Annotated in this window: 9 protein-coding genes; 4 read left to right on the top strand and 5 right to left on the bottom strand. The window is 65.1% G+C overall.

Annotated features, from left to right (window positions below; genetic code table 11):
* Positions 1-218 precede the first annotated feature (218 nt).
* Positions 219-500 (bottom strand): transcriptional regulator, encoded by a 282-nt coding sequence (locus tag KF708_06410; protein MBX3412334.1) that lies wholly within the window; start codon positions 498-500, stop codon positions 219-221.
* Positions 501-801: 301 nt separating this feature from the next.
* Here KF708_06410 and KF708_06405 point away from each other — a divergent pair, with 301 nt between their 5' ends.
* Together KF708_06405 and KF708_06400 are read left to right on the top strand one after the other, a co-directional pair.
* Entirely contained in the window at positions 802-3,534 is a 2,733-nt protein-coding gene (locus tag KF708_06405) for a hypothetical protein (GenBank protein MBX3412333.1), read from the top strand.
* Between the two features lie 205 nt (positions 3,535-3,739).
* The gene (locus KF708_06400; GenBank protein ID MBX3412332.1) at positions 3,740-5,158 is read left to right on the top strand and encodes an aldehyde dehydrogenase family protein; all 1,419 of its coding nucleotides are present in this window, start codon (positions 3,740-3,742) and stop codon (positions 5,156-5,158) included.
* A gap of 39 nt (positions 5,159-5,197) precedes the next feature.
* Here the strand turns inward: KF708_06400 and KF708_06395 are convergent, their stop codons facing one another.
* Entirely contained in the window at positions 5,198-8,221 is a 3,024-nt protein-coding gene (locus tag KF708_06395; GenBank protein ID MBX3412331.1) for a hypothetical protein, read from the bottom strand.
* A gap of 314 nt (positions 8,222-8,535) precedes the next feature.
* Between KF708_06395 and KF708_06390 the strand changes: the two genes are divergently transcribed.
* Positions 8,536-8,769: a hypothetical protein gene (locus tag KF708_06390; GenBank protein ID MBX3412330.1), complete on the top strand. Its 234-nt coding sequence runs from the start codon at positions 8,536-8,538 to the stop codon at positions 8,767-8,769.
* 293 nt (positions 8,770-9,062) lie between these two features.
* The gene (locus tag KF708_06385; protein MBX3412329.1) at positions 9,063-9,449 is read left to right on the top strand and encodes a GlsB/YeaQ/YmgE family stress response membrane protein; all 387 of its coding nucleotides are present in this window, start codon (positions 9,063-9,065) and stop codon (positions 9,447-9,449) included.
* 113 nt (positions 9,450-9,562) lie between these two features.
* On the opposite strand, the gene KF708_06380 is transcribed toward KF708_06385, so the two are convergent.
* The 3 genes from KF708_06380 to KF708_06370 are packed head-to-tail and all read right to left on the bottom strand — an operon-like array spanning position 9,563 to position 12,495.
* Positions 9,563-11,131 (bottom strand): hypothetical protein, encoded by a 1,569-nt coding sequence (locus tag KF708_06380; GenBank protein MBX3412328.1) that lies wholly within the window; start codon positions 11,129-11,131, stop codon positions 9,563-9,565.
* 24 nt (positions 11,132-11,155) lie between these two features.
* Positions 11,156-12,085, bottom strand: a complete 930-nt coding sequence (locus tag KF708_06375; protein MBX3412327.1) for an ABC transporter ATP-binding protein — start codon at positions 12,083-12,085, stop codon at positions 11,156-11,158.
* The gene (locus KF708_06370; protein ID MBX3412326.1) at positions 12,082-12,495 is read right to left on the bottom strand and encodes a GntR family transcriptional regulator; all 414 of its coding nucleotides are present in this window, start codon (positions 12,493-12,495) and stop codon (positions 12,082-12,084) included. The genes KF708_06375 and KF708_06370 overlap by 4 nt, the downstream gene beginning before the upstream one ends.
* Positions 12,496-12,516: the final 21 nt, after the last annotated feature.

The following is a 12,516-nucleotide window of genomic DNA, read 5'->3' as shown; positions in this document are numbered from 1 at the left end:
CGAAGCGTCAGCGAGGGAACTGTTGCAGTCGAGTATCAATCGCAGGATGAGTCGCCATCGAACCAGCCCTCGCTCACGCGTCGGGTTGGTGCAAGAAAAAAGGCATCCCGGCTTCCGGAGGAGGGAAGACGGGATGCCGAGGTCCGACCGGCGGCTGCGGTCCGCCGATCAAGCAAGTTTTTTGGTAGTGCCGCGCGAGGCAGCCAAGGGTGATTCGCTTACACCCCTTCGACCTTGCGGCGGAAATCGTCGCGTTCGCGACGCGTGGCTTCGAGATCGAAGACCAGGTACTTCATATCGAGCCGCAACTGGCTGAGCGCGTCCTGCACGAGCGTCAGGATGCGGCGACGGCGTTTCGTACTCTCCACGACTCGCGCGAAAGCGACCTCGAGCTCCTGGCGGTGCTCGACGGGCAGGCGGCTGATCGCCGCGCCCAAAGCTTCCACATCCTGCGGCAGTTCCTCGGAATTCGACGGGACGATGCGGGACGGGCTCGACATGTTGGCTCCTAGGCTCACAGGTGCTTGGTCACATTCTGTTTAGCAGAAGGTGTGCCAACGGGCGAGCGCCGCGAATGCAGACGCGCAACTGCAAGCGATGCCTAACTTTACGCGAATCACTTTCAAACGGTTCATCCGGCCCCCTGTGGCGAAAAGCCGACAAGCGATCTGGCCGCAAATCGCAAATCTCGCTACAAGCTCGCTTTACGTCGAAAAACCACACGCGCGGCCCCGTGGCTTTTTTACCACAATCGGGCTGCGTTTCGTCCGGGATGACTCGCGGGAGGATGGAACCAACGCGATGCCTCGTCGCTGGCTGAGCCTCGTCCAGGCACTGGTCTGCGCTGCGCTTTGGGCGCTGATCGCCACTGCTGCGCGCGCCGATGGCGACTTCCGCGAGGAGTTCGAGTCGCCCGTTCCCAGTTGGCGCCAACTCGACGGCAACGTCCCGTTTCGCGTCGAGCAACATGCCCGCGTACACGACAACGTCCACTGGGGAAGCGGGGCCGAATACCTGCGCCTCTCGGCGGGCAACGGCACCTACATCCGTTATGCCCACGACGTGCCATCCTCGCGTGTCATCGAGGACTTGCAGATCGGCGCCTGGGTGAAGTCAGGGCATGCTGGCGTGCAGATCTTTGCCCGGGTCGTGCTGCCGCGCACGGCCGACCCTCGCAGCGGTCGGCCCGTCGTCACGCTGCTTCCCGGCAGTAGCTATGCCAAAGTCGGCGCGTGGGAACAATTGCGTCTCGAGCGCGTGCCCTTGCTGCTCGAGCGGCAGACCCGCCTGTTGCGCGCGGAGTTGCGGCGCGACGTCGACACGCGCGAGGCCTTCGTCGATCGCGTGCTGATCAATGTCTACGGCGGGCAGGGCACGAGCGAGATCTGGATCGACGATCTCGAAATGACCGGCTGCTACCGCCCCACGGTGCTCCAGGCCGGCTACCGCACGGACGAGCAGGGGGCCGTCGCCGTCGCGCCCGATCGCCCCGCGGTGAGGCTCGTCGGCGACCTGCTGACCGTGGGGGACGTGCCCATGTTTCCGCGCGTGGTGCAGTATCGGGGCGAACCGCTCCAGTTCCTGCAGGGCTTGGGGTTCAACGTCGTACACATCGACACTGTTCCCTCGCGCGAGTTGCTCGACGAGGCGGCACGCCTGGATATGTGGCTCGTCTGTCCGCCGCCGCTCGATACCGAATTTGCCACGCAGCAGGGTCGGGGCGCAGGCCAGAGGCCGGTCGAGATCGGCTCGGCCTATAATCGCGTGCTGATGTGGCACCTAGGCAGCAATCTGGCCCGGCCCGAACTCGAGCGCACCAACCAGTGGGCCCGCGCGATCCGCCTGGCCGATCGCGAGCACACGCGGCCAACGATCGGTGCGCCACTGGCCGAGCTTGGCGCGTACAGTCGCGCGATCGACGTGCTCACCGTGGGGCGACAGCCGTTGGCCAGCACGCTCGAATTGCCGGAATACGCCGCCTGGCTGGCGACGCGCTCGCGGCTGGCCCGGCCCGGCACGCCGATCTGGGCCGAGGTGCAGACGCATCTCGCGCCGGCGGTGGTCGGTCAGTGGCGCGCCTTCACGGGTCGCGAGCCCCCGGGGGATACCGTAACCGCCGATCAACTGCGCCTGCTGGTCTACACGGCACTCTCGTCCGCGCCGCGCGGTCTCTACTTTTCGACGCGGACGCGACTCGATGGGTCGGACGCGGCGGCCCGGCAGCGCGCGCTCGCCCTCGAACTACTCAACGCTGAGTTAGCGCTGATCGAACCGTGGACGGCCTCGGGGCAACTCGTGGCCACGATCGAAGGGACGGAGGCGGGCTCGCGCGGCATCGTCTTTCGCACCGATCGCTCGCGTCTGCTGCTCCCTTTCTGGGCGGGGCGCGGGGCCCAGTTCGTGCCGGCGCAGGTTTCAGCGACGGGGATCTCGTTCACCGTGCCGGCCGTGCCCGACTCGCACCGCGCGTACGAGTTGACCCCTTCGGGACTGGCGAGCGTGCGCGACAAGAAACGCGTGGCCGGGGGTACCCGCGTCACGCTCGACGAGTTCGGCGTGAGCGCCATGGTCGTGCTGACCGAGGATTCGTTGACGTTGGGACATCTGCAGCGCGAGCTGCGCGCCCGGGCGCCCCGTGCGGCGCAGCTTGCCCGCGAGTTGGCCATTGCGCGGTCGTTGTTTGTCGAACGCATGGAGACGACCCTGGCCGCCCGAGCGCCCGTGATCAACGATACCGCCTCGCCGTTGCGCGATGCGTCGCGTCACGTAAGTCAGAGCGAGCAGCTACTGGCGGCGGGCGATTATGCCGGTGCGTTTGCCGAGGCGCGGCGGGCGATGCGCCCCTTGCGCATGCTCGAGCGTGCCCGCTGGGAGCAGGCACGGCAGACGTTCGAGTCGGTCACGGCCAGCCCCTTTGCCGTGACGTACGACCTGCTGCCGCAGCACTGGGTGCTCGTCGGAAGTCTCGGCTCGGCCGAGTTCGGACGCAATCAACTCGTGGGGGGCAATCTGGAACGGCTCGAAACGCTTTCGGACGCCGGCTGGCATCACTATCGTCACGACCATCAGGGCATCGAATCGTCGGCGGAGCTCTCGCCACAGACACCCAACTCGGGCCGTTTCAGCCTGAAGCTGGCCGCCCGCGCGAGCGACCCCAAGAATCCCCCCGGCACGGTCGAAACATCGCCCGTTTGGATCACGACGCCAGGCATTCCGGTCGAGGCAGGGCAATTGTTCCGCCTGCGTGCGTTCGTCCGCGTGCCGGCGCCCATCACGGGGAGCGTCGATGGCTTGCTCGTGCTCGACTCCTTTGGCGGCGAGGCGCTGGCCGAGCGGATTCGCAAGACGGACGGGTGGCAGGAGATCATTCTCTATCGAACGGCCCCGGCACGTGGCGAGCTGCGCCTCACGTTCGCCCTTTCTGGGTTGGGAGAGGCCTACCTCGACGACGTGGCGATCGAGCCGGTGTTGCGCTCGCCGTCACGCCCCGTGACCCCGCAGGCCGCCGTGCCAGGCTTGCCGCTGCGTCGGTAAGGCCGGGACGAAGCTGCCAGGCGTTGGATTCCGTGGGCCTCTTGGCGGGGCTGCCGCGCCCGTCGAGCATCTTCGGCCCGCTAGCCAGTTGACCGCCGGGCTGGTGGGCCCTTAACTGTAGGCTGCGCGTGGGGCGCACTCTTTGTCACCGGAATCCACTTCCCCGGCACCTTCGACCGGCGGAATTGCAGCAGCGAGGTTTGCCATGCAGATGTTCCTCGACGGCCAATGGGTCGATCGGCCGGAAAAGATCGAGGTCCGAAATCCCTTCGATGGCTCGGTGATCGACACCGTGCCGAAGGCCTCGCAGGCCGACGTCGAGCGAGCCGTCGCCGGAGCGGTGCGCGGCGCCGAGATCATGCGCCGCATGCCGGGGCACGAGCGCTACAAGATTCTGCATCGCGCGTCCGAATTGATGCAGGCACAGCTCGAAGACCTGGGCCGCACCATTTCGAGCGAAGAAGGAAAGATCCTGGGCGAGGGCGTGTTCGAGGCTTCGCGCTCCAAGGAGACCATCGAGCTCTCGGCCGAAGAGGCCAAACGCATCACCGGCGAGGTGCTGCCGCTCGACGGCGCGCCGGGGGGGGCCGATCGCTTCGGATTCACGCTGCGCGTTCCCTGCGGAGTCGTGGCGGCGATCACGCCCTTCAACTTTCCGTTGAACCTCGTCTGCCACAAGGTGGGGCCGGCCCTGGCCGCCGGCAATAGCGTCATCATCAAGCCGGCCAGCGATACGCCCCTCTCGTCGCTCAAGCTGGTCAAGATTCTGCTCGAGGCGGGGCTGCCCCCCGAGGCCATCGCCTGCGTCACGGGCTCGGGCGGCGACGTGGGCAATACGCTCTGCACCGACCCTCGCGTGCGCAAGATCAGCTTCACCGGCAGCCGCGAGATCGGCGAGCACATCTGCCGCGTGGCGGGGCTCAAGAAGGTGACGATGGAGCTGGGCTCGAACAGCCCGTTGATCGTCATGCCCGACGCCAACCTCGACAAGGTAGCCGAGGCCACCGTCGCGACCGGTTTTTCGAACGCCGGTCAGGTCTGCATCAGCGCGCAGCGCATCGTGGTGATGGAACCGGTCTACAGCGAGTTTCTCGAGCGCCTCACGCCGCGCGTCCAAGCGCTCAAGACGGGCAATCAGCTCGACACGGCCACGAAGATGGGGCCGATGATTCGCGAAAGCGATGCCGTGCGGGTCGTGCAATGGATCGACGAAGCCGTTTCGAGCGGCGCCAGGTTGTTGACCGGCGGGCAGCGCCGCGGCACGCTGGTCGAGCCGGCGGTCGTGGCCGATGTGAATCCCGACATGAAGATCAGTTGCGATGAACTCTTTGGTCCTGCCGTCGCCGTGCAAAAGGCCCGTTCAATCGATGAGGCGATCGCCGTGGCCAACGATACCCGCTATGGCCTCAGCGCGGCGATTTTCACCGAGAACCTGAACTGGGCGCTCAAGTTCGCCAAGCATGTCGACAGCGGCAATATCCACGTCAACTGGGGGCCGCAGTGGCGCGCCGACTTGATGCCGTACGGGGGGCTCAAGGACAGCGGCATGGGCAAGGAAGGTCCCCGCTACGCCGTGCAGGAAATGACCGAGATGAAGATGGTCGTCATCCACGGCGTTTCGTAACGCGGCGAATGAGCCATCGCGGGTGTGGGGCACTGGAGGCTACTGCACCAGCACCTCGGCCACGGGATCGTCGTCCTCTTCGTCGGACGGTACACCTTCGCCCGAGTCGACGAGCATATAACCGCCCCAGAAGAACGGGTGTTCGGCACTGGTGACTGGTGCGTCGGGCTTGGCGTCGACGCGTGGTTCGGCGGTCGGATTCAAGTCGGCGCTCGTGACGAATTCGACGGAGCGCTGCCAGGCGCTGGCCGCCGAGCTGAAGGGAAGCTCGCGCGTGAATTCTCGCACCAGGTCGTAACCCGATTGTCCTGCCGTGCGCCAGCGGCTGATCAAGATGGTCCGCGCGCCCGACGCCATGAGGCCACAGAGCGGCAGGAAGAGATCGTCGCCATTGGCGTTGCCGGCCCCCTTGAGGGCGTTTTCGGCCGGCGTGTGGAAGCCCGGCAGCATGATGACCTGCGGACCCGCGGCGCCCAGCGACACCCAGTCGGCCAGCGAGCTCGCGTGCGAACCGCCGTTGAGGGGCAAGGGAGACCAATCGTAGGGGCTGCCCGTGTTCGCCAGGTCTTGAAAGACGATCGCGGCGTCGAGCGACTGCGCCGAGACATTGCCCGCCGCCGGCGACGACACCGGCAGCGCCACGCAGCCCGGCACGATCTGACTCAGTTCTTCAAAGGCCTCGTTGGCGACGGCATCGGCGTCGCGGGGGAAGAGTCGTCCCAGCACCACGGCGGCGTGCTGCAACTGGCGTCGGCCGCGACCGTCGGGCACGGCCAGGCCGGCCGTCGGTGCATAGCGAATCCGCACCCGCGAGATCATGGGGGGGCTCTCCTCGGCATTGCTCGAGGGGAAGGCCTCGAACGGCACGTACCACAACAGGCCGTCCGGCACGATCGCCAGCTCATCGAGATTGGCCGCGAAGTCCGACTTGCCACCCTCGATCAAGCCGGCGAACAGCTCGCGCGCCGGCTTGCGCCAGCCATTGCTCGCGAGTGTCGTGGCGTCGAGCTTGCGATTGCCGTCGACGTGCCCCAGTTCGCGCAGCACCGCCACGGTGCGCTTCTGCAATTGGGCGGGGGTGCCGACGGGCCAGATCATGAACTCGTCTTTCGAGACGAACAGCCCGTGCAGCTTGCGCTTCGTGCCGAAGAAGGCGAGGATTCCCTGGCGGTCGGGCAAGCCGGCCTGCACCTGTTCGACGGTGCGCTTCGGCGGAAAGACGATCGCCGACGCGTGACGACCCAACGCGATCGCCTGCAAGATCTGCTGTTGTTCGGCGGTGAACGCCGCCAGCTTGTTCGCCCGCTCGGTCTTGCGGCGGATCGCATCGGCATCGATCGGGATCAAAGGTTCCGTGCGATCCTGGGCACGTAGCTCGCCGATGGCCCGCGCCAGGTCGGCGTAGCGCGGGTAGCGGGCGAGCAGGTCTTGCCGTTCGAGTCCCCCGGCCTGATCGAGCGCTTCGGGCGGTCCGTCGAGCAGCCAGCGCAGCTCGAGCAGCCGCCCTCCCAGGGGCAACGTGCTCAGAAAACGATGCCGGCGTGCGAGCTCCGAGATCTCGAAGGCAGCGCGATCCTCGCGGCGATCGATCGCCACGTCGAACCAGTTTTCGAGCGATGGCTCGTGGGGCGTCATGACGACGCCGAGGGCCTCGAGCGGGTCGTAGGCCCAATCGCGCTGCGTCGGCTCGCGCAGCAGCAGTTGATAAAAGCTCATCAAGGTGCGGCTCGAGACGGAGCCCTTGCTGAACATCTCGTCGACGAGACTGATCTGGTAGAGCCAGGTCGAACCGCCCGAGCGTTGAAAGTTCGTGGCGGCCGCGAGCGCCTGCTGCATCGCATTCGTGTCTCCCCGTCCTGCTTGGGCCAGGGCGGTGACGTAGTTCAGCCGTGCGCCGATGCGTCCGGCGCTCATCTGGCGGTTGCCGATCACCGAACGAGCACTGCCGGCCAGCTTGAGGGCGTCGTTGAAATTGTGCAGATGCGCCTGATTCTCGGCGGCGTAGACGGTGAGGGAGGCCTGCAAGGCGCGGTAGCCCTTCACACGGGCCCAGGCGGCGGCCGGCTCGAGCGGAGCGTACATGCCCGGCTGATTCGTCATCAGGTGGACGAGGAAACCGTAGCGGAAGGCGTCGTCGATCACCGAAGGATCGTTGTATTGGGCCCCGGAGTAAGTCGCTTCGAGAAAGTATTCGGCGGCCTGCGGATATTGTCCCTGGTCGAGCGCGATGCGTCCCAATTCGAGCAGCACCTGTCCGGTCAGGGGATGGTCGTACTGTCCCGAGGCGACGATCGCCCGCTCGAGGATCGTCTTGGCCTGCTCGTCCCTGCCGGCCGCGGCGTTGGCCATGCCGCGCTGCACGTCTTGCAGGGTCTCGGACCAATGATTCGGTTGCGCCTGCTGACGCTCGAGCACGGCCAGCACGTCCTTGGTGATCTGCGACTGCGTGGCCACGGGACCGAGAATCTCACGGCGCCGGCGCAAGGCGATCGACGCCGTGCGCACGATCTCGATCGAGTTGATCGGAAAAAGGACCGGCGCGCTGACGACGCCACCTTGGCGATACTGCTGATTGTTGTCGATGCGTCCCTGCGCGATCGAGGTGGTCGACGGGTAGTTGCCGAGCAGCGCGGGTCGAGTCGTCGCGCCCCAGGGGACCTGCACGCGGTCGGTGGGGGGCGCGGGACGCACTTGCGGCGGGAATTGAACCTTCAACATCCAGTCGGCAAAACGCACGACGAGTTGCAGCGCCGAGTCGTAGTGATTGATCGCCTCGGCGTTCTGTCCCAACTGGTAGCAGGCCTCGCCCGCCATCGTGTGGTAGCAGATCGAGTCGATCCAGCGCGATTCGACCGTCTTGATGGCGCCGCGGCCTTCGCTGCGAAAGATTTGCATCGCGTCGCGGTACTGCCCGTCGTAGTAGGCATTGAAGCCGCCGAAGTAAAGCGGGCCGGGCACGGCGCGCGACATGAGCGGGCTCGCGCCTTGAGCGAACACGTTGCCCGTCGGCCACAGGGCGAACAGCAGACCGCCGAGCAGGAACAGGCGCCGGTCGAACTGCATCGGCGGTGATCCTTCGAAGAGGGGGGAGAAGAGTGGAGGGGAAACGAGCAGACCGCAGATGCTAGCGGCAGGCGTATTCGACCCTCTTTACCACGATACTGATGCTCACCGATGGTGCCAACAAACTTTCGCCTGCATTCCGGTGATCCCGGCGGCCGGAATCTGGGCAAAGTCCGCCGACTTTTTCAGAAACCGGTCAAAGAACCCCGCTCCCCCTAGACGATATACGGAGGGCCAAGTCTGCCGGTTGTAGGGTTTGGCGCGGCACTTTCGCCAGGAATGGAATTCGCCCGCACAGAGCAAGGAATGCAGGGATGGCCACGAACAAGCCGAACCAAGGCCGACGGGGCGTGTTGTTGGTCGTGTCGCTGCTGGCGACGCTATCAGCGACCGGCTGCCAGGTCGATATTGGGGGCCAGACGCTGCCCAGTCCGTACTACATGAGCGACGACGTCCAGTACTTCCCGCCGGGCCACGAATTCAAGCTCGCGAACGAGGCGGCCGCCATGGCCGCCGATCGCGCCGACGCCCAGCGCCGGGGACAGTAATACCCCGTTGTTCCCGCCACTTAACGTACGGAGACGATCGATTCATTGCTGAGCGCTCGGGGTTGCGATTCGCACGGTTGGCTGGCCTTGCAGGCGCCGGCCGACAACGGCGAATCGAGACGGTCCGAGCGCCGAGGGGGGGACGGCTGCCTTCGCCCCGATGTCCCCGACGCGCTCGCCGCGCGCGGGCGCGTTGGGGACTCGGGTGCGAAGGCCATTTTTTCAACAGTTCGCTCGAGGAACATCGCCCCAACCGCGATGCCACGCCCGTGGAGCCCAATCAGATTGCCCAAATGGCCGAAACGTGGGCCAATGTCGTGCTCACGTGGATCGGTTATGGAACCCTGGTCGGCCTGATCGCCAAGGCGATCATGCCAGGCCGCGATCCCGGCGGCACCATCACGACGTTGGCCATGGGGATCGGCGGCAGCGTGATCGGCTGTGGCACGCTGGCCTTCTTCTGGGAAGGTCAGCGCGTGATGCCCATCAGTCCGCTCGGCTTTCTGGTAGCGACGGGAGGATCCTTCTTCCTGTTGCTCTTCTATCGCCTGATGGCCGGACACTACTTCGTCGAGGGGACCGACGGGCACTTCCACTATCGAGGTCCCCATCGACCCCGGCAGCGCACGCGTCGCAGCACCGTGTACGAAACGGTGGGGCACGGCGAAGACGAGCATTGAGTGCCTTGCGCACAGCAAGAAGTCAGGTACCCCGTACCTGACCATCGAGCGAGCTCGCCATGTCGAACAAGTGTCAGGTACGGGGTACCTACATGATGTGCGCTCGACAGCGGCTACCGGCGCCAGCCCCAGTCATTGCGCATCGCCAGCCAGCCGACGACGGTCATCACGCCGGCGGTCATCACCAACGACACCGCCACAGCCTGGTACGGCGGATCGGTTCCCCAGATGAACCAGGTGGGTAGCACCCCCAGGTAGATCACTCCTATCGACAGCACGGCCGCGTAGACCGCCTGACGCAGCAGGCAAGTGAGGGCCAGCGACGATGCGAAGAGCGCGATTTGCAGCGCTGGAAATATCAAATGCTCGCTTTCGCATAGCCCGAGAAGACCGTCGGGATGGAACATCGCCGCCAGCACGAGCACCGGCAAGTAGAGCGTGGTTAGCAAGACGAGCAAACCCGTGCCAAACTTCGCCCAATACCAAAGGTCGGGGTTCATCGGCCGCGAGCGCCAGAAGTTGCTCAGCTTCGGGCTGGTGTCGTTGAGCGCCACGCCAATGCCGGCCACCGCGGCAATAAACATGCCGATCGAGACGCTGACACCGGCATACATCATGACGTAATACTTGACGAGTTCCCCCATGTGGTTTTGATTCCTGCCGATTTCCGTCGCGCGGAGTCGCCACTCAAGCCACAGGTTCGTCCACAGCACGGCGAAGATCGCCAGGATGCCTACCAGGCCGGCGATGGCGACGGGCGCCGCTTCGCGAAACTGTTTCCAGGCGATCGCCGACCAGGCCGACGCGAAAGGAGGACGCAGCCAATCGAATCGCTTCCCTTCGCGCACCGCGGCAATCGGCGAGCGAGCCTCGAGATTGACGGCGCCGTTGAAGCGACGGACATACCACAGCGCCAGCCCAACATGCACGACCACGGCAATCGGAATCGCCGCCCAAGGGTACATGCCCCCGCCACGATCGAATGACGGCAGGAACCCCCCCGGCGCCGTCGCGCATCCCGACAAGGTTACCCACCGCCAAACTGGTGGGAGTACCCCTGGGTTGCCCAGCAGGCCGTAGATGAACGATCCGACCAACAACAGAACGATCCACCATCCCACCATGGCGAGCAAGGCGAACGCTCCGGCGCTAATCTCGTCGTTGCGGCGCGCCCCCGCCGCAATCGTCCAGAGATAAAAGCTCATCGAGAGCGAGACAAACACGGCCGCCCAATCGCTGATCCAATGTCCGGTCGACCAGGGGTTCTCGCGACTCGAAGAATAATAATTGAGGGGTGGATGATAGGGAATTTCCAGGGCATCGAGTGCCTGCGTCCAAACGGCGATCACCACCATCAAACAAATGGTGGGCACAACCAAAGTCAGCAACCCGAAGGCCAGCTTGTGTAGGGCCACACGCCACAAGGGAACCGGCAGCGACTGCAAAAATGCCAATGTGCCGCGCGACCGTTCGTTCGCTGCCGTGCCGGCGCCGACAAAAATGGCCAGGGGGCCGATGACCATCAAGGTCATCGCGAACACCCCGCCGAAGACATCCCGATTGCTGCTGGAATCGGTCAGAGCATACAGCGTTAGCCCACACAGAATCGCCGTGAGCGCCGCCAGGCGCCACTTGTGCTCGTGCCATTCCTTCCAGGCCAGGCTTTGCCAGATATTACGCATGAGAGTGCTCGTGGGCTCGAGGGGCTAAGCGGTCGGTTGCAATTCGGCTTGTGGCGTCGGCGAAGCCGGGCCGCCATCTTTTCGGCCCGCGACATAGGCCTCGAAGATCTCGTCGAGGTTCAATTCCACAACCCGCACGTCGATCGCCTGCTTCGCCAGATGTTCAATCGCCTGCTCCGCTCGTTCCACGATCACCGCCACGTGCTCTCCCTCGTGGCGTTCGTCGAGGATTGCCAGTTCGCCGCGGACCTTGTTCAATTCGGGCTGCGCCAGGATCAACTGCTTCACGTCGCGGCGCAGCGTTTCGGTCTCCGCCTGGCGCACGACGCGCCCCGCGTCGAGAATGGCCACCTCGTCGGCCACCGGCTCGACCTCATACAGTAGGTGTGAGCTGTAGAACACGGTGCGGCCTTCGCCCTGCAGGTGGGCAATCAGATCGCGATTGAACTGCTTGCGCATGATCGGATCGAGACCGAGCGCCGGATCGTCGAGGATCACCAACTGCGGACGATGCGCGAGCGCCAGCACGAGCCCCAACCGCACGTTTTGCCCCTTCGACAGGTGCTTTATTTTTGCCCCCAGGGGAAGCTCGAAATCGCGCACGTAGCGCAGGGCGAGATCCTGATCCCAGGTGGGGTAGAAGGGGGCGACAAAGCGCAGAATCTCTTCGACGCGCATCCAGCCATACATGGTTTGATCTTCGGCCAGGTAGCCGATACGGCGCCGCAGCTCGAGCGGCTGGCGCTCGGGATCGATCCCCAGGACGCGGATCGCGCCGTCATCGCGCTTGAGCAGCCCCAACAGCAGGCGAATCGTGGTCGTCTTGCCGGCGGCGTTGCGCCCCAGAAAAGCGAACGTCTTGCCTGGCTCGACGCGCAAATTCACCCCGCATAACACGCGGTTCCGCCGGAAAGATTTCCATACGGCCTGCATCTCGATCGCCGGTTCGCTCATCGCGTCGCCTCCCCAGAAGTAACGGACACCGCGGGCTCGATGCCCTGGCGTGCCTCATCCAGTAGTTCGTGAAGTTCCTCGACCGAAAGTCCCAACCCCATGGCCTGCCGCACGAGCTGCCGCAACTCGTCGACAATCCGCTCGCGCTGCGCGGCGAGTTGCCCACGTTTCGTGCGCAGGGCGATGAAGGTCCCCTGGCCGTGGCGCATTTCGAGCAATCCTTCGGCGGTGAGCCGCTCGTAGACGCGGAGGATCGTATTCTGGTTCACGGCCAACTCGCGCGCAAGCTCGCGGACCGAGGGCAAACGAGCGCCGGGCTTCAACAGGCCCGAGGCGCAAAGTGAAGAGATCTGATCGGCAAGCTGCCGCGAAATGGGCACCGCCGATCCTTTTTCGATCCGCAAAAACATGGCGAAATCCGCTGGAATTGC

This window comes from Pirellulales bacterium (assembly GCA_019636335.1).
In the GTDB taxonomy this organism is placed as follows: domain Bacteria; phylum Planctomycetota; class Planctomycetia; order Pirellulales; family JAEUIK01; genus JAHBXR01.
Note: the sequence above shows the minus strand (reverse complement) of the source record. Positions and strands in the feature narration are given on the sequence as shown.

Bases quoted from the DNA above. Each gene is read 5' to 3' on its own strand.
- KF708_06375 (MBX3412327.1), bottom strand. From the start codon at position 12,085: ATGAGCGAACCGGCGATCGAGATGCAGGCCGTATGGAAATCTTTCCGG.
- KF708_06400 (MBX3412332.1), top strand. From the start codon at position 3,740: ATGCAGATGTTCCTCGACGGCCAATGGGTCGATCGGCCGGAAAAGATC.
- KF708_06380 (MBX3412328.1), bottom strand. From the start codon at position 11,131: ATGCGTAATATCTGGCAAAGCCTGGCCTGGAAGGAATGGCACGAGCAC.
- KF708_06390 (MBX3412330.1), top strand. From the start codon at position 8,536: ATGGCCACGAACAAGCCGAACCAAGGCCGACGGGGCGTGTTGTTGGTC.
- KF708_06405 (MBX3412333.1), top strand. From the start codon at position 802: ATGCCTCGTCGCTGGCTGAGCCTCGTCCAGGCACTGGTCTGCGCTGCG.
- KF708_06395 (MBX3412331.1), bottom strand. From the start codon at position 8,221: ATGCAGTTCGACCGGCGCCTGTTCCTGCTCGGCGGTCTGCTGTTCGCC.
- KF708_06385 (MBX3412329.1), top strand. From the start codon at position 9,063: ATGGCCGAAACGTGGGCCAATGTCGTGCTCACGTGGATCGGTTATGGA.
- KF708_06370 (MBX3412326.1), bottom strand. From the start codon at position 12,495: ATGTTTTTGCGGATCGAAAAAGGATCGGCGGTGCCCATTTCGCGGCAG.
- KF708_06410 (MBX3412334.1), bottom strand. From the start codon at position 500: ATGTCGAGCCCGTCCCGCATCGTCCCGTCGAATTCCGAGGAACTGCCG.